Origin of the sequence: Pseudovibrio sp. Ad13 (genome assembly GCF_001623225.1) — a bacterium.
Classification (GTDB): Bacteria; Pseudomonadota; Alphaproteobacteria; order Rhizobiales; family Stappiaceae; genus Pseudovibrio.
Map to the genome: position 1 here is coordinate 157706 of NZ_LMCC01000018.1, position 20421 is coordinate 178126.

Annotated in this window: 19 protein-coding genes and 1 tRNA gene; 9 read left to right on the forward strand and 11 right to left on the reverse strand. The window is 52.7% G+C overall.

Translation table 11 applies throughout. The features are described 5' to 3' along the window. Positions 1-16 precede the first annotated feature (16 nt). From PsAD13_RS22265 to PsAD13_RS22280, 4 genes are all read left to right on the forward strand, one after another. Positions 17-379: a metalloregulator ArsR/SmtB family transcription factor gene (locus tag PsAD13_RS22265; RefSeq protein ID WP_063319504.1), complete on the forward strand. Its 363-nt coding sequence runs from the start codon at positions 17-19 to the stop codon at positions 377-379. Between the two features lie 22 nt (positions 380-401). Next, the gene (arsC, locus tag PsAD13_RS22270) at positions 402-812 is read left to right on the forward strand and encodes an arsenate reductase (glutaredoxin) (RefSeq protein ID WP_063293940.1); all 411 of its coding nucleotides are present in this window, start codon (positions 402-404) and stop codon (positions 810-812) included. Positions 813-824: 12 nt separating this feature from the next. Continuing rightward, complete coding sequence (gene arsH, locus PsAD13_RS22275) at positions 825-1532, forward strand: arsenical resistance protein ArsH (protein WP_063302577.1); 708 nt, start codon at positions 825-827, stop codon at positions 1530-1532. Positions 1533-1816: 284 nt separating this feature from the next. After that, on the forward strand, positions 1817-2686 hold the full coding sequence (locus PsAD13_RS22280; RefSeq protein WP_063289987.1) for a BadF/BadG/BcrA/BcrD ATPase family protein: 870 nt from the start codon (positions 1817-1819) through the stop codon (positions 2684-2686). Between the two features lie 29 nt (positions 2687-2715). Here PsAD13_RS22280 and PsAD13_RS22285 read toward each other — a convergent pair whose 3' ends face one another. The 6 genes from PsAD13_RS22285 to PsAD13_RS22310 form a co-directional block, all read right to left on the reverse strand. Next, positions 2716-3318, reverse strand: coding sequence for a curlin (locus tag PsAD13_RS22285; protein WP_063319622.1), 603 nt, complete (start codon positions 3316-3318; stop codon positions 2716-2718). A 41-nt stretch (positions 3319-3359) separates the two neighbouring features. Further along, the gene (locus PsAD13_RS22290; protein WP_063293943.1) at positions 3360-3884 is read right to left on the reverse strand and encodes a curlin repeat-containing protein; all 525 of its coding nucleotides are present in this window, start codon (positions 3882-3884) and stop codon (positions 3360-3362) included. 117 nt (positions 3885-4001) lie between these two features. Continuing rightward, a complete protein-coding gene (locus PsAD13_RS22295; protein WP_063319505.1) occupies positions 4002-5561 on the reverse strand; it encodes a curlin in 1560 nt (519 codons plus the stop codon). Between the two features lie 250 nt (positions 5562-5811). Continuing rightward, entirely contained in the window at positions 5812-6762 is a 951-nt protein-coding gene (locus PsAD13_RS22300; protein ID WP_063319506.1) for a CsgG/HfaB family protein, read from the reverse strand. A gap of 15 nt (positions 6763-6777) precedes the next feature. Then, a complete protein-coding gene (locus tag PsAD13_RS22305) occupies positions 6778-7245 on the reverse strand; it encodes a curli assembly protein CsgF (RefSeq protein ID WP_208860170.1) in 468 nt (155 codons plus the stop codon). Between the two features lie 344 nt (positions 7246-7589). Continuing rightward, positions 7590-7666 (reverse strand) — tRNA-Ile (locus PsAD13_RS22310). Between the two features lie 206 nt (positions 7667-7872). Here PsAD13_RS22310 and PsAD13_RS22315 point away from each other — a divergent pair. From PsAD13_RS22315 to PsAD13_RS22325, 3 genes are all read left to right on the forward strand, one after another. Next, positions 7873-8955, forward strand: coding sequence for an AI-2E family transporter (locus tag PsAD13_RS22315; RefSeq protein WP_057461156.1), 1083 nt, complete (start codon positions 7873-7875; stop codon positions 8953-8955). Between the two features lie 125 nt (positions 8956-9080). Continuing rightward, complete coding sequence (locus tag PsAD13_RS22320; protein ID WP_063289991.1) at positions 9081-9836, forward strand: SIMPL domain-containing protein; 756 nt, start codon at positions 9081-9083, stop codon at positions 9834-9836. Between the two features lie 498 nt (positions 9837-10334). Next, positions 10335-11774, forward strand: coding sequence for an MFS transporter (locus PsAD13_RS22325; protein ID WP_208986875.1), 1440 nt, complete (start codon positions 10335-10337; stop codon positions 11772-11774). A gap of 148 nt (positions 11775-11922) precedes the next feature. Here the strand turns inward: PsAD13_RS22325 and PsAD13_RS22330 are convergent, their stop codons facing one another. Continuing rightward, positions 11923-12180, reverse strand: a complete 258-nt coding sequence (locus PsAD13_RS22330) for a hypothetical protein (RefSeq protein WP_057461158.1) — start codon at positions 12178-12180, stop codon at positions 11923-11925. Between the two features lie 102 nt (positions 12181-12282). Next, positions 12283-12630: a helix-turn-helix domain-containing protein gene (locus PsAD13_RS22335; protein ID WP_063319508.1), complete on the reverse strand. Its 348-nt coding sequence runs from the start codon at positions 12628-12630 to the stop codon at positions 12283-12285. 91 nt (positions 12631-12721) lie between these two features. Here PsAD13_RS22335 and PsAD13_RS22340 point away from each other — a divergent pair, with 91 nt between their 5' ends. Next, positions 12722-13462 carry a hypothetical protein gene (locus tag PsAD13_RS22340; RefSeq protein WP_063302582.1) on the forward strand — a complete coding sequence of 247 codons (741 nt, stop codon included), beginning with the start codon at positions 12722-12724 and terminating at the stop codon, positions 13460-13462. 116 nt (positions 13463-13578) lie between these two features. On the opposite strand, the gene rpoD is transcribed toward PsAD13_RS22340, so the two are convergent. The 3 genes from rpoD to PsAD13_RS22355 all read right to left on the reverse strand — a co-directional run bounded on the left by rpoD (position 13579) and on the right by PsAD13_RS22355 (position 19041). Beyond that, positions 13579-15699, reverse strand: a complete 2121-nt coding sequence (gene rpoD / locus PsAD13_RS22345) for an RNA polymerase sigma factor RpoD (protein WP_063319509.1) — start codon at positions 15697-15699, stop codon at positions 13579-13581. A 538-nt stretch (positions 15700-16237) separates the two neighbouring features. Beyond that, positions 16238-18214, reverse strand: coding sequence for a DNA primase (gene dnaG / locus PsAD13_RS22350; protein ID WP_063319510.1), 1977 nt, complete (start codon positions 18212-18214; stop codon positions 16238-16240). Between the two features lie 182 nt (positions 18215-18396). Continuing rightward, positions 18397-19041 carry a GatB/YqeY domain-containing protein gene (locus tag PsAD13_RS22355; protein WP_306418668.1) on the reverse strand — a complete coding sequence of 215 codons (645 nt, stop codon included), beginning with the start codon at positions 19039-19041 and terminating at the stop codon, positions 18397-18399. A 67-nt stretch (positions 19042-19108) separates the two neighbouring features. Between PsAD13_RS22355 and carA the strand changes: the two genes are divergently transcribed. Next, positions 19109-20299: a glutamine-hydrolyzing carbamoyl-phosphate synthase small subunit gene (carA, locus tag PsAD13_RS22360; RefSeq protein WP_063319511.1), complete on the forward strand. Its 1191-nt coding sequence runs from the start codon at positions 19109-19111 to the stop codon at positions 20297-20299. Positions 20300-20421 lie beyond the last annotated feature (122 nt).

A 20421-nucleotide genomic window follows, 5' to 3' on the forward strand; every position in this document is an offset into this window, starting at 1 on the left:
TTTGTAGTATTATTGCATGACAGAGAGTTCTGAGTGCAACACCTCCGCAAATTTACAGGAAGACGAAGCCGTCGCAGCGCTGAGCGCTCTGGCTCATAAAGACAGGCTCGCTGCCTTCCGTCTCATCCTGACATCAATGCCCAAGGGCCTGCCCTCCGGACAGATCGCCAAAGATCTCTCCATCGCCCCCACACGCATGTCCTTCCACCTTGCAACGCTTGAACGCGCCGGGCTTCTCACCGCCCAGCGCGAAGGGCGTGTGGTGCGCTATGCCATTGCCCCGCACACCATGCGCGGCCTGCTTCGTTTCCTGACGCAGGATTGCTGCAGCGGCGATCCCACCCTGTGTCTGGATTTCAACCCGTTTCCTTGTCCTTGACCGACCCCATCGGAGAGACCAAATGAACCCGATCATCTACCACAACCCAAAATGCGGCACCTCCCGCAACACCCTCGCCATGCTCAAGCAGGCAGGAATGGAACCAGAGGTCATCGAATACCTTAAAACTCCGCCCTCCCGCGCAACGCTGGAAAAGCTGATCAAAGACAGCGGCCTCACCGTACGCGAAATCCTGCGCAAAAAAGGCACGCCCTACGAAGAACTCGGCCTTGATGATGAAAAGTGGACCGACGCGCAGCTCATCGACTTCATCGAGCAACACCCGATCCTCATGAACCGCCCATTCGTCACCACCGCCAAAGGCACCCGCCTCTGTCGCCCCTCCGAGGTCCTGCTGGAAATTCTGGATGAAGAACAGATAGGCGCATTCACCAAGGAAGACGGCGAAGTCGTCATTCCGGCAAAGGGTTAAGCCGTGTCTGAGATGTCTTCTGATCTGCCAAAGGTGGAGGCCGACAGCTTCCACCCCATCAACACTGGTGCTCTGCGCAAAGACGATGCGCCAGACCACGCCCCACGCATCCTGCTGCTCTACGGCTCCCTGCGCAAACGCTCCTTCTCCCGCCTCGCAGTGCTGGAAGCCCAGCGCATTCTGGAGCAGCTCGGCGCGCAAACCCGCATCTTCAACCCAAGCGGCCTGCCACTGGCTGATGATGCAGAGCCGGATCACCCCAAGGTGCAGGAACTGCGTGAGTTGATGATGTGGTCCGAAGGTCAGGTCTGGTGCTCACCAGAGCGCCACGGCTCCATGACCGGTATCATGAAAACCATGATTGACTGGGTGCCCCTCTCCGTCGGTGCAGTCCGCCCAACTCAGGGCAAAACACTCGCTCTGATGCAGGTCAGCGGCGGCTCCCAAAGCTTCAACGCCGTCAACCAGATGCGCGTGCTAGGCCGCTGGATGCGCATGGTCACCATTCCAAACCAGTCCTCCATCCCCAAAGCGTTTCTGGAGTTCGACGAGACCGACCGCATGAAGCCGTCCTCTCTCTACGACCGCGTGGTGGACGTGATGGAAGAACTCATGAAATTCACCCACCTCACCCGCGGCCACTCCGACTACCTGACCGACCGCTACTCCGAACGCAAAGAAACCGCCGCCGAACTCTCTGCAAGGGTGAACACGAAGTAAGACAGGCACACCTCACGGCAAGGGGCTCAGCTCTCAGCCAGCAAGCCATCACACCATAAGCGCGCTACAACCCAAAAAACTCAGCGCGCTTATGGTCTTCGAGGAACAACACCGGGTAAACCGCTTGCTCGTCAATAAACTGGTCAGCCGACACATCCTATTCCAACCACCATCAAACACTCCCCCTCAAACCACCGCCCGCTAAAACTGACAAGTCTCAACCATGCATTAAACACCTGCTGCCATACACAGCAGTGGGATTGGAACAAACAGAGGCAAGCTTCATGGATTACATTCTGGGTGTTGATGGCGGTGGCTCCAGTTGTCGTGCTGCAATCGCAACGGCAGATGGACGTTTGCTGGGACGCGGCAAAGCCGGATCAGCCAACATCTACAGCGACCCGACCCAGAGCCTCAGCTCCATTCTCCATGCCGCCAAAGAGGCCTGCAAGGATGCAGGACTAACCGAAGAAGCCTTACAACAGACATTCGCAGTGCTGGGGCTGGCAGGCGCCAACGCCCACAACGACCCCATTGGCCTTGCCGAAAACCTGCCGTTCGCCGCCGTTCAGGTCGTCTCCGACAGCTTAATCGCATTGGAAGGCGCTCATGATTCTGACGACGGTGTCATCGGCATCCTCGGCACAGGGTCCAACTTCATGGCCCGCAAAGGCGAAAAGCACTATTACCTTGGCGGCTGGGGCTTCCATTGCGGGGATCAGGGCAGCGGCGCTAAAATGGGCGAACGCGCACTGGAAGAAGCCTTGCTCGCCCACGACGGCCTGCGCAGCCTATGCCCGTTAACGGAACACATTTTGCGCCAGTTTAACGACGACCCGCGTAAGCTTTCCGAGTTTGCCCGCACCGCAAAGCCAAAAGACTTTGGCGAGTTCATGCCCATCATCCTCGTCTATGCCAAACAGCAAAGCCGCCTTGCCCTCGACATTGTCGAGGAAGGCACCACCTATGTGGCCTCCGCCCTCCGGCTTTTAAGCGATGATGGCAAACTCCCCATCGCTTTGCTCGGCGGTTTGAGCCACGCCTACGACTCATTTCTGCCTCCAGACCTGAAACAGTTCATCGTACCCGCCAAGAACGACGCCCTGCGCGGTGCCCTGGCAATGGCAGAGCGTGAGAACGCCCTGAACACCTGAAGCTCGCCTCTGCTAAAGCATGGCCCAGCCTACTGCTGATGCACCATCACAGTATTACCTGGCGCATAGACGGTAAGCGTGTTGCCAGCAGCAACATCTGAAGTTTTAAGCCCGTTCCCACGCTGCGTGTAAAGCACATTGGTCTCATTGCTCGTCACAGCAAGCCCGGCTTCGTTGTTATTGCCATGTTGCCATAACGTGCCCTTGGAACTGCTGCCGGATACTTCTACCGAGCCCTGATTACCGTCACCCGTCTGGAACAGATTGCCCGTTGAATTATCACCTGAAATCACAACGGTTGCTTCATTCCCAACACCAGCGGCAGAAGGAGCAAGAAAGCTGTTGCGCACGGCAAGCGCAGCAACATTATCTGCTGTATCCAGTGTATTTTTTGAGGCACCCAACAGCTTGCCGACAAACCATGTCCCGCGCAAAGCTTGTTGACCCAAGCCTGCGGTTAAGGTGTCCCCCCCTTGCAAGACAGTCACATCACTGCCACTCGCACTTTGAGAAACCTGAACTTCGTGATTGTCCCCCACCTGCCGGATGAGAGCTGTATTCCCATCACCTGCAAAAGCCGCAGATGGCATCAAAACAGATGCCAGAATTAAACCCGCTAATTTCCTAAACATATCCATCACCCGAAAATTCGGAGCGAGGAGCCCACTGAAGGCTATTGCCCCTGCATGATACTCAGAGAGTTTCCATCTCCAAATTGATTGAAGAGCGCCCGGTTATTGTTCCCGAACTGCCCAACCAGCGCATTGTTGTCGTGCCCATAAGCTCTGCCTGAGAGCGCATTGCCATATCCATACTGGATAAATCCAAAGCCATTCCCTGTTCCCTCAGCCTCATAAAGCACCGTATTACCGGTCCCGATAATGAGCCCCTGCCCGGCAACCGGAGAGTTCGGAACGCCGCTGACTGTTTCTGGCATCACAGGAACGATCAAAGTGGCGTAACTCTCTTCCAGCCCCCGAAGGCTGATGGTGTTCCCACCAACTTCAGTCACTTGAGGAATGTTGCCCGTAAACACCTTAGCGCTCTTATTTTCCAGTAATTGAGCGGTTGAAGCATCCTGCTGATACCCAGAGGCATCAACTTGCGGAATAACCGCCATTTCCTGGGCAGAGACGCCAGAAAGCGCACCACAAACAACACTGCCAAAAACGAAAAAACCGACACGCTTAAACAACATTGCAATGCTCCGGGAGTGGAATACTCCACTCCCATCACATCACAGCATTTTCTTTTTTTTCTGCATTCAGTCACTAAAACTGAAAAGACCCCGGCCCGTAGGCCGGGGAAAGAAGACTTACCAGTTCGAGCCCATCAAAGTATTGAACGGAACAGAACTGTCAGTCACGATAGCTGGAACTCCCACACTGGCAGCACCCTGGTTAATAGTTGCAGAGTTGCTGTCACCGGTCTGGCTAACACTAGCAATGTTGAAGTCACCCTTCTGGCCAACCATTGCTCTGTTGTGGCTTCCCATCACAGAGACGCCGGCTTCGTTGTAATCACCGATCTGCCCGACCTGAATGTGGTTATCATTGCTGGTAGAGGCATCAGTCCGATTACCAACATTACCGGTGATCATATTGCCTGTACCGTTCTGGGTGAGGAAGATCTTGTTCTGATCACCATTAACGTCTTCAAAGTCGATGTTGTTGCCATCACCACCTTTTTGAATGAACTGCAGGCGGTTATAGCTACCATCAACAACCCCAACCGTTACGCCGTTGTCGCTTGTCGTCTGCAACACATAGAACTTGTTGAGATTAGGACCATTCAAGCCATCAATGTAAACGCCGTTGTTATCACCAGACTGCTTCACAGCAATATACTGCCGATCGCCCCATGAGTGACCGGAGAAGGCATTGCCGGCACCAGACTGTTGAATGGAAACTTTGCCGTTGGTACCAGCACCCACGTAATCAACTTTATTGGAGGTTCCAGACTGACGCGCACGGATCATAAAGTTACTGCCGTTTAGACTGACATCAATATCCTGCATGTCACCAGTCTGGCGGTATCCAGCATCATTCATGTCACCTTCAATGACAGATTTGGTGTAGGACTGGTTCGAACCAGCATCCTGAACCAGATCGACCATATTGCCGACACCTCTGGACTCAAGCCAGAAATTGTTGCGTGAACCATTCTGAAGAGCTGATGTGTCGTTGGCAGAACCAACCTGAATCAGCTTCGCACCATGGGATGGACCTTCAACAACAGGAGTACCTGTTCCTGTTGGATCTGGTGGAACATCATCAATATTAGCGCCGTTAAAGTCCCCACGCTGACGAATTGAAGCAGTGTTTACACCACCAGTTACAGAGGTATTTTCCTGCCTAACCTTAGCAACAACGTTGGTGTCACCACGCTGGTCAATTGTCAGGCTGTTCTGTAAGGCAACAGCACCGGCCTGACCGGTCTGATTTACACGCCAGACACGATGATCAGGAGTACGATCAGAAGGAGAGCCATTTGCACGCTGCAAGATACTTGCAGTGTTCTGGTCACCAGACTGACTAACATTTCTTACCATCTGATTGTTATCTTGGTTGATGGAAAGAGTATTGCTAGCGCCATCCTGCACCATCTGCCCGTCGTACTTACCGCTTGGGCTACGATTGCTACCAGCAATGTTGTTGCTGCCAGTTTGCAGCACAGTTGCGTTATTACCACCACCTGCAGTGTTGGTCTGCACTACAATCGCATCGTTGCTGTCGCCAATCTGGGTGATTGTACCCGTGTTGCCTGCACCAGCAAGATTTACCTGGCTCAGGGAAGATGCATTACCATCTCCCGCATGTGCAGCAGCAACTGAAAATGCCAAAGCTGAACATGACAAAATAAGAATTTGCTTCATAATTACGAACCTTCACCTATAATAGTTCGGGTGAGCAAAGGAGATTGTAACCAATCACATTTGCTCCGTTGCGACATGAGGGTGTGTGAGTTTTTGCGAGGTCGCACACCCTCTATTACCGTTTTTACGGTAACCGAGATCTCTTGCCACCATTTCTCATAGTCACTTATTTTCAATGGCTTAGAGAAACTTTGGATCAAGAGGAAAAAGATGGATGTTGTTCTAGAACTGCTGAACATTTTGCAACATCCTAAGATTTCTTATTCGCCCACAGGTTTGACCGTGCCAGTGGAACACTGCCCCGATATGAACCCATATTCGATGGGGGGCGAGCCTTTTTAACCTTTACACGCTGGGTGACCTGTGCCTTCTCAGATGTGTATTCCTGATACAAAGCATTGGCTTGAGCCGGGTTCTCAAAACTCCAGGCTCCAACACGCGCCCCTTCCATGACAATGGAATAAACCGCCTTCTCAATGGCCTGCTGCACAGCAAGGGTGACAGGCTCATTCTTGGTGATGCCAGCTTCGGCTTCTAAAATTTCATCTAAAGCGATGTAGCGGAACGCGCCACCTTTCAACCCGACAGAGACAACGGATTTCTGAACCATCACGTTGGCCATGACTTCACCGGTTCGTGTGCTGACAGCACGCAGCGAAACCGTCACGTCATCCTGCCGGTAATCCGCATTTCCGCCAATGCCCAGATAACGAGCCCCTAATCCGCCTGTTCGGGTGTTGCTATCATACCCGACAACGCCACCCTCAAAAAGAACTCCCGCATAAAGCAGTGGTGGCAGGACCTTCGGATCAACTTTGTCTTCACCCAGATAGATTTTGCGGATCTGCGTAACGATCTGGCGTTCTTTCAGCAAAGCATCAAGATTGCCCCTTTCAACCACACGGAACCATTTGCGATCCCCGGCATCCTGAAGCGCACGAACCAGCATAGTGTCAGCACCCTGTGTCACAGATCGTGACAGTGTCTGAACTTTGTCAGACGGCTTATACTGGCCTGTCAGATCCTGATAACTGTAGACAGCAGCGTAAATCGGTTCCTTCGGAGCGGGCAGCTTTTTCAGCTTGCTGGCTTGCACCGAAATCGTTGCAAGTTGAGGTCCGGGACTAAATGCCATGCGTGTTACCGGCCCGCAGGCAGACAACGACAACGCCATGGCAACAACAATGGATTTCTTCATCATATCAATAACCTGGCATTAATTTATGGGAGTACCGTCCTGCAGGACAGGAACCGTGATATCGGTAATGGCACCCGTGCTTTCATCAATAATCTGCAGCTGAATGGAATCTGTGCCGCGAACAAACGAAACCTTCTGGTCGCCAAAGCTCACAGTGCCGCTGTCTTTCGGATCATCACCAAAAATCGCCTGGGATACCTGATCCGCCAGAGCATAAATCAATCGGTTCTGCAGCTGGCGTACAAACAAATCAGCCAGGCTACTGCCAGAACCATCAGCACCGCTACCAGACCCGGAACCATACTTGTTGCTTCCTCCGACAGTCGCAGTTTTCTGGGCATTGGCCGTTGCAAAAAGGTGGGTAGTATTAGCCGCATATCCGCCAAAGCTCGGATTAGTCGGCTGATAAACAAGTTGTTGTGCGTGAGAGGAGCCAACACTGAGGACACACCCCAGCATAAGCCCGAGAGCAGAATTTAGTCTCATAGCAACCCCTAATCTAACGAGGACTTCACGATAAATTTCTGAGAAAGAAAGTGTCAGTTGTATCGATGTAGCTTTGGTATATTGGGGGAATACTATTGTGTCATCTCTCGACATATCGAGTTATTAGTTTCTTTTAACAAGGTAAGAACCAAGTGATTACTTTAAACCAATTTCACCCAGTAGATGCCTGATAGAATATATCACCTATAAATTCATAGTGGTATAAATATCAATTCTAATAGAGCCCACACGATTACATCATGCAGATAGCATAAATGCATGACTTGAATGCAAGTTACATCAAGGCAGCTGTTCTAAAAGGGAAATGAACAAGATAGGAAAGGTGGTAGGCCCGGAGGGACTTGAACCCCCAACCAGTCCGTTATGAGCGGACGGCTCTAACCAGTTGAGCTACAGGCCCTTACCGAAGACAGGTTCTACACCAACAACCACGGGTGAGTAAATTGTTTATAGCAGTGAACAAGGCAGATCCTGTTGAAACTTGGGGATGCGCCTTTTCCCCGGCAGATCAACAGAGCATTCATCACAAAGCTTTATAAATACCTGATTTTAAGAGACTATGTGAAAACTAACAGCTTCCGGCAGCCTGACCCCTTGGAGTGCATGATGCGCCAGCCTCTCATTAAGTTCACCGCCTCTTTGTTCCTTCTTGTCATTATTGGCTGGCTACTCTTCATAGGGCGCTCCCTCATTATACCCCTGATTATCGCACTGGTGCTTTGGTACATTATCAACTCCATGTCCTCTGCCCTGCGACATTTGCCTGTGGTTGGACCGTATCTGCCGCGCCCGCTCACCATTTTGCTGGCCCTGTTCGCGATCTTTTATGTCGTCGGCATCCTGTTCAACATCGTCTCAGTCAACCTGCAACAGCTGGCGTTCGATGCACCGACCTATCAAGGACGGCTGGATGAGCTGCTGCTCAAGCTTGCCAATCAACTGAATATGGAAAAGCCGCTCCAGCTTTCAGACATCTTGCCCAACTTCTCGCTAAGTGCAGCCCTCAGCACCGGGGCATCCGTTCTCACCAGTCTGGCCGGATCCAGCTCACTGGTCTTCATCTACGTGCTCTTCATGATTTTCGAGGCGGCAACCTTTGACAAAAAGCTCGCTGCCCTCTTTGAAGATTCTGACCGCGTACAGCTTGCGTTCGCCATCCGCGGAGAGATTGGTCGCCGCATGCGCCACTACATGGGCATCAAAACCGGTGTCAGCATCATCACCGGTTTCCTCACCTACGGCATCACGTCATGGGCAGGCCTGCCCTACGCGGCCCTTTTCGGGTTCATCGCCTTCCTGCTCAACTACATCCCGACCATCGGCTCTCTGATTGCGGTCATCTTCCCAAGCCTGCTGTCACTGGTCTATTTCGACACCCTCACACCATTCATCGCGATTACTCTTGGGCTGGGAGCAGTTCAGTTCATTCTCGGCAATCTGGTGGAACCACGTCTGATGGGCACACAACTTAACATTTCACCCCTCGTCATTATGATCTCCTTGAGCTTTTGGGGGGCATTATGGGGCGTCATTGGAATGGTGTTGTGCGTGCCGCTTGTCGTGCTTGCCATCATCATTTGCGCCCAATTCCCTTCTTCGCGCCCCATTGCAATCCTGTTGTCGGGGGATGGCAATGTCGGCGATCCGATAAACCTGGATCATCAAAATCAAACCCGTGAATTGACATGATCACGCCTGAGAGCCGCCGCAATTGTAACTTCTAATTGCATTTCTCGATATTCGGCTGATCAAGAATGACAGTCCGCAGCACGGATCAGGCATCAGCCTCAACAAATTTGAAACTGGAGAATTTAATGCAGAGCGAACAGAAGAAATTGCGTCTTCCAAGTATAAGCGCGCTGGCAGTTGCTGGTCTTGTTGCCGCCGCCCTTGTTGTATCCAGCGGTGTCAATGCCAAGGCTGCTGAACAAACTGGTAAGATCACAATCTCTGGCCAGGGATCGGTCAACGTGGCGCCTGATATGGCGACGCTGGTCTCTCGCGTAATCACACAGGGCGATGATGCAAAGTCCGCCCTTCAGCAAAACTCCGTCACCATGCGCGCCATCCTGCAGGATGTTGAAGACGCAGGTATCGAAAAAAAGAATATCCAGACCACCGGTTTTGACATTTCACCGATCTACGACAACCGCCGCCTCAAGAACAATGAGCCAAAAGCTCCTGAGATTGTTGGCTACCGTGTGCAGAACGGCATCCGCATCAGTCTGCAGGACATCACCAAACTGGGCACCACGCTAGACATGCTGGTGCAAAATGGCTCCAACGATGTTGGCCAGATCCAGTTCGGCGTATCCAATCCTGAAAAATATATTGATGAAGCCCGCGAAAGCGCCGTGAAAGACGCCCGCACCAAGGCGGAAACCTACGCGAAAGCTGCCGGTGTTAGCCTCGGCAAAATTCTCAGCATTTCCGAAGCCGGGTACAACCCGCGCCCTTACCCGGAAATGATGGGCATGAGAGCTGCAAAAATGGACAGTGCCCCGCCAATTGCAGCAGGTCAGGAGACCCTCTCATCATCAGTTACAATAACCTACGAACTTGTGCAGTAACACAAGCCTCCAATGCAACCTCTCAAAACCCCGCCCCAAGCGGGGTTTTCTTTTTTAATGCCGACAACCATCATAGTCCGGCAACATGCACATTCCCACGAGTGCTCCTATATTGGGGTCTGATAGGCTCCCCCAGACATTCATTATTTATGCATATTCTGAAGCCGCCTCGATTCAGAACACCTCACAAAGCACGCAGCATATTTCATCGTTTCAACAACTCAAAACCGCGCCAGGCTTCACGTAGGCGACCGCCAAGTGCCCGCATAAACCTAGCTATTCAAGTTGCCTTCACATCTGCCGAAAAAAGGACCTCCCCGTGCTGTAAGAAAGCTAAGCCTGCGAAACAAATGGAACAATCCGCCAATTTATGTTGGGCCAATTTTTGCAAAATCGATTTATTGAAATAGCAGGTGCGCCACGATTTAATAAGAAAAGACTTTACTTATTAAATATCTCAAATTAAATAAGTGATATATTTTTAAATAGGCAATACTCATGACCATATCCAGCCCGGCACAAACAGTCCCATTATCGCCTTTCAAAAAGCTCACCATGGATGGTCGTTGGCTTGCGTCTCTCATCATGATTTTGGGTGTTGGGTCGGCAAGCATGAACAACTTCCTCTCCTCCGCCATCATGCCAGATATCATCCGCGATCTTGGCGGCCAGCAACGCGCCTTCTGGGTCCTCAGCCTGTTTCAGATCGGCTCCATTCTGGCAGGCACGGTCACAGGCTCGTTGAAAGCACGCATTGGCGCACGCCCCCTTTTTATCGCGGCGGCCCTGTCGTTTCTGGCAGGCTCATTCGTTGGCGGCGCTGCAAATTCCCTGGAACACCTGCTGCTTGGCAGAATGCTGCAAGGCTTGGGCGAAGGCATGATTGTCTCCCTCTGCTATACGTTGATTTCAGACCTTTATCCGGAAAACGCCGTCTCCTCAGTCTTTGCTTTGCTCTCAGGAGTTTGGGCTGTCTCCGCAGGCATAGGCCCCCTCACCGCAGGTGTCCTGACAGAAAGCTGGTCCTGGCGTGCAGTGTTTTACGCCAACCTGCCTCTGTCTTTGATGCTGCTCCTGCTGGCAATCACCGTCATCCCGTCCACCACCAGAGACAAAGCCACAACGACGCAATCCTCGGATAAGATGAGCATGTTCCCCCGCCTCGGGCTTCTGGCTGTGGCGGTATTGCTCATTGCGTATGTGGGCGAACTGCGCAGCCTTCCCCACATCACTGGAGCTCTAGGTGTTGGCCTGCTCCTGCTGTTCCTCGCCGTGAAATGGGATAAGAAAAGCACCAGTCCGTTCATTCCGCGCAGTGCGTTCAAGTTCACCGGCATTTTGGGTCTTGGCATGTGGGTCACGCTGCTGCTGTCCATCGCCAGCGCTGCCCGTGTTGTTTATGGCGCTGCTATGGGGCAGGTGCTGTGGGGACTTTCCGTCACCCAGGCATCCTATGCCATGGCCATCACAGCCTTCACATGGACAGCCGCCGCATGGATTGTCGCCCGCGTGCAAACACCACACGCCCAAACCTCTCTGATCCGTTTGGGAACCTTAAACATCATTGCTGGCACACTGCTCACCGTTGTTTCACTCTACACGATGTCCCTATGGATATTCCTGCTTTCCTCCGTCTTTAACGGAGCAGGCTTTGGCATGAGCAGCCAGTTCCTGAAGAAGGCAATCATTTACGCAGAAACGGACGACGAGCGCGACAGAGCCTCCGGTTTCATCGGGCCTCTGCAATCCGCAGGCATGGCCATTGGCGCAGCGCTGGCAGGCCTTCTGGCTGGCCTCTCCGGCTTCTCCGTTCCAGGTGCAGAAGACTTGATTACACTGGAAAATGCAGCGCAGTCCGGCCCGGTCCTGTTCCTCATCATGGCGGGCATCGCAAGCATTGCAGCTCTATTGGCGTTCAAGATGCCAAGAATGGCCTAGTCACATTGAAGGGATGACAAACATGTGCCGCAAATGTGGAGACAACCCGGGACGCGATCCGCCAAAGCTTCAGGCACCGGCCGGTGCTTAAAGCGCACCTTACCAAAGTGAGTGCTGATTTTCGGATCAGGACACGCAGGAAAGTAAATCAGCGTGGAAGCGGTTGACCCGGTGGCGGCGGAGGTGCTCGTCGCAACGGCTGATCAAAATACCTGTCAGGTCCATGCCCACGCCAACCAACACCATGCATGCGGTTCATCATCGCAAACATCATAATCACAGCAATCACCACAAGAACCAGCAGTGTTGTGATGATCGAAGTAGCAATCACCCATCCCCTGCTCGGCTTCCGCCCAATCGAAGCCCTCAACCCATCCAGCTCACGCCGCATATCTTCCGGTTCCATATCCTGCTCCATCAAAAACGATAGAACAATCCTCTCAGAAACACCGGAACACCAACTTACATCAATCGCTCACAATTGATGCACTCCCGAAAGCCTCTCACCTCACGCAAACGTCTCACCCCATTTCAGCAGTTCCAGCAGAATGGAGCCGACGGCTTGGCCTTTTTCGGTCAGGACGTAGTCGGCACGTGGAGGGTGGGAAGAGTAGAAGCGCTTTTTGAGGACACCGTGTTCCTCCAGCTTTTTCAGGCGAGTTGAGAGCGTGTTAGGACTGACCTTCAAACTCGTTTCAAGGTCTTTGAACTTACGCGGCCCATCCAGAAAAAACTCTCGTAATATCAAGAGACTCCACGGATCGCCCAGCACGCCAAGCGAGCGCATGATGGGGCAGTTATCGCGGTCAATTCCAGCAAGTTCAGGCGGCAGAAGAGAAGGGTCAAACTCAGTCATATAAGCAGAGGTAGCATAGTAAATTCAAAAATGGAATTGACTCCTATATTTGAAGTCACTACCAATATTGAAGTTATTCAGGAGAACTCCCATGACTTCAATCATTCTGGAATTCATTGTTTTAGCCTTCGCTGTTATATTCCCGACTACACTGGTTGCTATCGTCGCAAACAGAGCCAACCACGCCCAGTTATCACCACCCGCTCAAAGTTGGGCCGTCGGCGTCTTCATCACATTGCTTGGGGTGTGGTTTGCAGCTGCCGTCTTGCTTGCCAAGGCAGATCTGTTCACGCTGCCCACCGAAGCCCCACAGGTTCCACGATTGATCCTTCTGCTTCTGGGCGGCTCCCTCACCGTATGGGCACTGGCAAACTTCACGGCAGCAGGACGCAAGATTCTGGAAGCCACAGGCCAAAGCGTCTTTATGGGAATTCAAATCCTGCGTGTGATCGGCTTTGTGTTTCTAGTGGGGTGGGCAATGGGGCCAGTGCCATGGGAATTTGCCATGCCAGCGGGCCTTGGAGATATCGCAACAGGCATTCTGGCCGTGTTTGCTTACAAAGCAGTCCGCAGCAACGCCGCCAACGCCCGCGCTCTCATGATCCGCGTTCACATTCTCGGCCTGTTGGATTTCGTGGCCGCAATCGGCACCGGTGTCCTCACCTCAAACGGCTACTTCCACCTGCTCTCAACAGATGCTCCCAACATCATAGACCACTACCCCCTCGTCCTCGTCCCCGCCTTCTTCGTCCCCCTCTTCCTGACAGCGCATATTCTGTCGATCCAGAAGATGGTGACAGAAAATAAGAAAGAGAAAACGGTAGCAGCATAACTCTCAATTAACGCAGGAAAGCCCGTCCACTCTCCAGCCAGAAAGTCTCAACCCAACAAAAAAAGCCGGTCTCCTCACAGAGACCGGCTTTCTTAATTCTCAACCAGAGCAGCAGCTTAGCTGTCCAGGAAGCTCCGCAGTTTGCGGGAGCGGCTTGGGTGCTTCAGCTTACGCAGCGCTTTCGCTTCAATCTGACGAATACGCTCACGGGTAACGGAGAACTGCTGACCAACCTCTTCCAGAGTGTGGTCGGTGTTCATGCCGATGCCGAAACGCATACGCAGGACACGCTCTTCACGAGGTGTCAGCGATGCCAGAACGCGGGTCGTGGTCTCACGAAGGTTCGCCTGAATAGCCGCATCAATCGGCAGGATGGCGTTTTTATCCTCAATGAAGTCACCAAGATGGCTGTCTTCCTCGTCACCAATCGGTGTTTCAAGGGAGATAGGCTCCTTAGCGATCTTCAGCACCTTACGGACCTTCTCAAGCGGCATCTGCAGCTTTTCAGAGAGCTCTTCCGGGGTTGGCTCACGGCCAATCTCGTGAAGCATCTGACGAGAGGTACGAACGATCTTGTTGATCGTCTCGATCATGTGCACCGGAATACGGATAGTGCGTGCCTGATCCGCGATGGATCGGGTGATCGCCTGACGAATCCACCAGGTCGCATAGGTGGAGAACTTGTAACCACGGCGGTATTCGAACTTGTCGACCGCCTTCATGAGGCCAATGTTACCTTCCTGAATAAGATCCAGGAACTGAAGGCCACGGTTGGTGTATTTCTTGGCAATGGAGATAACGAGACGAAGGTTCGCTTCCACCATTTCCTTTTTCGCGATACGTGCTTCGCGTTCACCCTTCTGCACCATGGAAACCAGAGTACGGAATTCGGTGATCTCGAGGCCAGTCTCAGTCGCAAGCGTCTGAATCTCGCCGCGCAGTTCGCGGATCATGTCGCCATCATTGGTCACAAATTTCTTCCAGCCACGGCCAGAAAGGTTTGCAACTTTGCGGATCCAGTTCGGATCCAGCTCAGAACCCTGATAGTGTTTGATGAAGTCAGCGCGGTTCACGCCGTTGCTGTCTGCAAGACGCAGCAAGCGGCCTTCATAACCCATCAGCATTTTGTTGATGGAGTAAAGCTGCTGAACCAGTGTCTCAATACGGTTGTTATTGAGGTGCAGGCTCTTCACTTCAACAATAATGTCTTCTTTGAGCTTCTTGTAACGACGCTCCTGAGACGGAGACAGAGTTTTGTTGGCCAGCTTGTTTTCAACCAGCTGGTCCTGAAGCTTGCGCAGCTTCTTGTAATCCTCTGTGATCCTGTCAAAGATCTCAACGACCATAGGCTTCAGCTCTGCTTCCATTACGGAAAGAGAAACGTTTGCCTCGTACTCGTCGTCATCGTCTTCAGTGGTTTCACCACCTTCTGCAGGTGCTTCACCCGGCGCGCCCGAAGTAGCATCAGCAGGCGCAGCAGCGGCAGGAGCAGCAGCACCGTTAGGTTTACGGGCTTCTTCTTCCTTGCGCTTGCGGGCTTCTTCTTTTTCCTTAAGGCGCACGGCCTCAGGAACTTCACCCTCACCAGCTTGTTCCTGCTCAGAAAGGTCATCATCAGATGGACCGTTCTTGTCATCAGGTCCGGAATATGTTGCATCCAGATCAATAATGTCACGCAGCAGAACCTTGCCTTCAGCCAGCTCCTCACCCCAGATGATAATCGCCTGGAAGGTCAGTGGGCTTTCGCAAAGACCTGAGATCATAGCCTCGCGGCCAGCCTCAATACGCTTTGCAATGGCAATTTCGCCTTCGCGGGACAACAGCTCAACAGAGCCCATCTCGCGCAGGTACATACGCACCGGGTCATCGGTACGGTCTGTAGGTTCTTTGGCAGTCGTGGTTTTGGTAACAGCAGTAGAAGAAGCAACAACCAACTCACCGCCGTCTACAGCGGGTGGAGCTTCCTCTTCCTCTTTACCTTCTTCTGCATCTTCCGCCTCAACAACGTTGATGCCCATTTCAGAAAGAAGCGACATGGTGTCTTCAATCTGCTCAGAGCTCACCTGATCAGGTGGAAGAACTTCATTCAGTTCGTCATAAGTGATGTATCCGCGTTTTTTCGCGGACTTGATCATTTTCTTGACGGCGGCGACCGACAAATCCAAGAGCGGACCATCTTGTCCCTCTGCGCCTGCCGGTTCCTGCGTATCTTCAGCTTGTGTCGCCTTCGTCGCCATATTCTGCTCCAAAGTCGCTGGTCGTGCTCCAGCGAACTATCGCGTTACGCAATCAATCACCCCCGTGTTTGGACCACACAGGCAGCATTTGAATCACATTTGACTTTGGGGTTTAACGCAAAGTCCCTTAAACCTGACTTAACCCTGGTATCAAAATGTTTTCACGGAATTGAAAACCCAAAACTCATTCGGGCAGGACTGCTCACCGGCATCCCTACCGTTTTAGGCCGTATCCGGCACATTCCAGGCATCGACAGCGCTGATTATCCGATTATGATATCGCCGCTTTAAAGACATCTAAGGTCTACGGGCGCTCGTATCGGCTGTCTGACTTAGTGTATGTAGCCCGCCTTTTGTGATTCGCAAGGGCGATTCGGCATGGTCAATCTGATTCTGGGGGATTTTGGACAGTTCATTGCCTGTTTTTCTGGATAACTTTGAAAAACAAGAGTTCTTCCATCACAATTCTACCTCAAGTTGCGATCACCAGATCCTATGGGGGAAGCAGATAAACAGACCCGCAATCCCTCCTCTCAGATCAAGCCAGAACAGACCCTTTTGAGGAGCGCATTTTGGCTGCTCGCTCCGCCAGCTCCTGCTCATCACGCAGGCAATCCTCTCGGCGACGAGCCAAATCCTGCGTAAGCGCCTGAAACCGGCTCCAGCTTTCTTCGGTCAGATCCTGCTCCATGGCCCGCGTTTCATGCTCAAGCTCCTGCTCCAACATGCGCAACTCAAGCATATCAGCATAATTCAGGAACAGCATCTCCACAAAGTCCTCGGGCGGGTCTTCCTTCAAAACCTGCAGACGATTGGTCAGCGCATCCCAGCGGCGCAAGGTACTTACCTTGCTGCTGTCGCTTTCAGATCTTGCGCTCACAATAGCTTCCTGCAGGATTTGATAGAACCGTTCATCCAGCTTGTTATAGATCTGCGTTACAGCACCTTCAGCAAGGTCCGTCGCAATCCGAACCAGCGCCGTCATGAACATGGAATGCAGTTCGTTGGAATACGTTAGCTGGGAAATCCGTTCAAAGTGGCGGTCAAACAACTCCGGATACATCAGGCACATGGTGCAGAAACTGCGCTCCACCCCATAAGAAGGTGTATCAGGCGCTTCAACTCGTGCACGGGACGCCCACTCATCATCTGCACCTTGTTTCTTGTTGCCGCCGCGCCAACCCTCATCACGCCCACCGCCACCGCCTTTGCCACGGTTCCGGCGGCTCTCCTCGTAAAACAAGTTGGAGAGTTTGAGGCGCAAGTCCATCCGGTAACGCTTCTGAACGCGCTCATCCTTGATGGTCCCAACCAGATCTTCAACGGCCTTTTCCAACGCAGCCTTGCGCTCAGGTGTATCAATCCGTGCTTGCTCGCTCTCACGGCGCCAAACCACTTCTGAAAGTGGCAGAGCTTTCTCAATCTCTCCATACATGGCAGCAGTGCCACCAGCATTAATCACATCATCCGGATCCTGCCCGTCAGGCAAAAACGCAAACTGGAAAGACTTACCGCTGGTCAGAACTGGAAGAATACGATCAACCGCTCGGTGGGCAGCAGAGATACCGGCGACGTCACCGTCAAAGCAAACCACGGGCTCATCAGCAAACTTCCAAAGCCTCATAATCTGGTCTTCGGTAAACGCAGTACCCAAACTCGCGACCGTCGCTTTGATGCCAACCTGCCAGAGGGCAATGGCGTCCATATACCCTTCCACCACAATCGCCTGCCCGCTCTCATAAGCAGGCTGCCGCGCGCGATGCGCATTAAACAGCATCGTCCCTTTGTGAAAGACAGGAGTTTCCGGTGAGTTCAGATATTTCGGCTGGCCATCCGGGTCCATGGTCCGGCCACCAAAAGCAACTGCCCTGCCCCGATCATCATGGATCGGGATCATCAGACGATTGCGAAACCGGTCATAGGACGGACGCCCGTCCTCGGGTTTAATGAGCAACCCCACTTCAATCAACTCAGCTTCAGTGACGTCTTTCGCCATCAATGCCTTCTTCAGATTGTCACGTCCAGGAGGCGCAAAACCAAACTGAAACTCATTCAGCGTCTCGGCACTCAAACCGCGCCGCTGCACATACTCTTGCGCAGCGCGCCCATCAGCAGACTGGAACACATGTCGGAAATAGCGGGCCGCCATCTCACAGACATCGGTCAGAGAATTGCGCTTTGCAGCTCGTTTTGCCGCCTGAGGATCAGGCGCAGGCATGGCGATTCCGGCTACACCGGCCAGTTCTTCCACAGCTTCGGGGAAACTGAGGCCCTCAGTCTCCATCAGAAACTTGAAATGATCTCCACTTTCACCACAGCCAAAGCACTTGTAGCGGTTGCGTCGCTCATCAACATGAAAGCTGGGAGACTTCTCTGAATGGAAGGGACAACAGGCCCAATAATCACCCTTTCCGGGCTGCGATTTACGCCGATCCCAGGTTACACGTCGCCCCACCACATCTGTAAGCGAGACGCGGTTGCGAATGTCATCAAGAAAGAGCTGATCGAAACGCATAATGGTCCAATTTGTCGTAGTGGCCTGAAAGCAGCTGAGCTGGGTATTATATAGCCGCGAAGGCCCCAAGAAGCCAGCAAAACCCCCATTTGCGCAGGCTTAACTCAATTTATTGCTTCAGGAAAAAAGAAAAGCCGCATCATGATGACGCGGCGGCCTGTAAGTGCTCCAAAAACGTTGGCTTACTGCGGAGCTCGCAGCATCTGCTTCACCATACAACTGGCTTTCGCAAAGTCCATCTGGCCCGGATAACGCTCTTTCAGCTCGGCCATGCAGCGGCCCATATCACGCAGTCCACGCGCTTCAACGCACTCGACAACTGTTTGACAAACAAGCTTCATTTCGTACTCGCTGAGCTGCGAAGGCAAAAATTCACGGATCATTTCCGCTTCTTCACGCTCTTGCACAGCAAGCTCTACTTTACCGCTCGCTTCACAATGCGCCGCTTCCTGCTCACGCTGGACTAGCATGGTGTGCAGGAGGTCCATCAGCTCTTCGTCGCTTAAGCCATCACGGCCTTGCTCACGAGCAGCCATATCCCGGTCCATAATGGCAGCGGTGATGAGGCGCAACGTGGCGGCACGTCTTTTGTTAGTGTCTTCTTGCGCGGCTTTCAGCGCATTCGCTATTTTGTCTCGCAACATACTAAAGGAACCCTGACGCGGAAACTTTAAAAGAGGCTCTCCAAATCCCGGATAATACGTCTCATCCATCTGATTTGGGCTGATTTCCTGTAACTCGAGCGCTATTATTTCTACACGAGTGATATTGACCAGAGGAACCCCTTCTCCTATGGTCCCGGCCTTGATGCGACTGTGACGCGCCAAAGTCAAGTCCCTTCGGTGCGTTTCAGATGGACGCATACTGTCATCAACCGTATCAAGAAAGCAAGTGATGAAAGCTCAAGACGCGTGGTCAGCACCTAAACCTACCGCCCTCCTCGTTCTCGCAGACGGTACAGTCATTGAAGGCCGAGGCGTTGGAGCTCTTGGAACAGCGTCCGGCGAAGTCTGCTTCAATACGGCAATGACCGGGTATGAAGAGATTCTCACAGATCCTTCCTATGCAGGACAGATCATCACCTTCACGTTCCCCCATGTTGGCAATGTGGGCGCGAACGAAGACGATGTTGAAACTGTAGATATGGAAGGCACGTCTGGCGTACGAGGCGCGATTCTGCGCACCGACATCACCACCCCTTCCAACTATCGCTCTGGCAACCACTTCGACGCATGGCTCAAGGCACGAGACATTGTTGGACTGACCGGCGTAGACACCCGCGCATTAACAGCTCTCATCCGCGAAAAAGGCATGCAGAACGCTGTGATCGCTCATAACGCTGATGGTGAGTTTGATGTGGAAGCGCTGAAAGCAGAAGCAGCCGGCCTCCCGGATCTGGAAGGCATGGACCTTGCAAAAACCGTGAGCACTCAAAAAACCTACGACTGGAACGAAACCACCTGGGATTGGGAGGACGGGTTTGGCGCCCAGAACAAACCAAGCCATCACGTGGTTGCTCTGGACTTTGGTGTAAAGCGTAACATCCTCCGCCTTCTGGCAGATGCCGGATGCCGCGTGACTGTGGTGCCTGCAACCACTTCTGCTGAGGACGTCCTCGCCCTCAAGCCGGATGGAGTATTCCTGTCAAACGGCCCTGGCGATCCAGCTGCAACAGGTGAATACGCAGTTCCAACCATCCGTAGTCTCGTGAAGTCTGGCCTGCCGGTCTTCGGTATCTGTCTGGGTCACCAGATGCTCGCGCTTGCACTTGGTGGCACCACCACAAAGATGCATCAGGGCCATCACGGCGCAAACCATCCGGTTCACGATTACACCACCAACAAGGTTGAAATCACCAGCATGAACCATGGCTTTGCTGTGAGTGCTGGCAGCCTGCCGGACAACGTGGAAGAAACACACGTTTCCCTGTTTGACGGCACCAACTGTGGTCTGCGTGTAAAAGATGCACCTGTCTTCTCAGTACAGCACCATCCGGAAGCGTCTCCTGGCCCACAAGACAGCCACTACCTGTTCTCTCGCTTCATTGAGCTGATTGAGAACCACAAGACACCTGCAGCCGCTTAGAGCGCGTTCGCTCATCAAAACGGCACAGCAGAATGAATAAAAGCGGGGTCCAGTGCCCCGCTTTTCTTTTGCCCGATCGCAAGCAGATCGTGACAGGAAACACCGCCTCAGCAACATCAGGG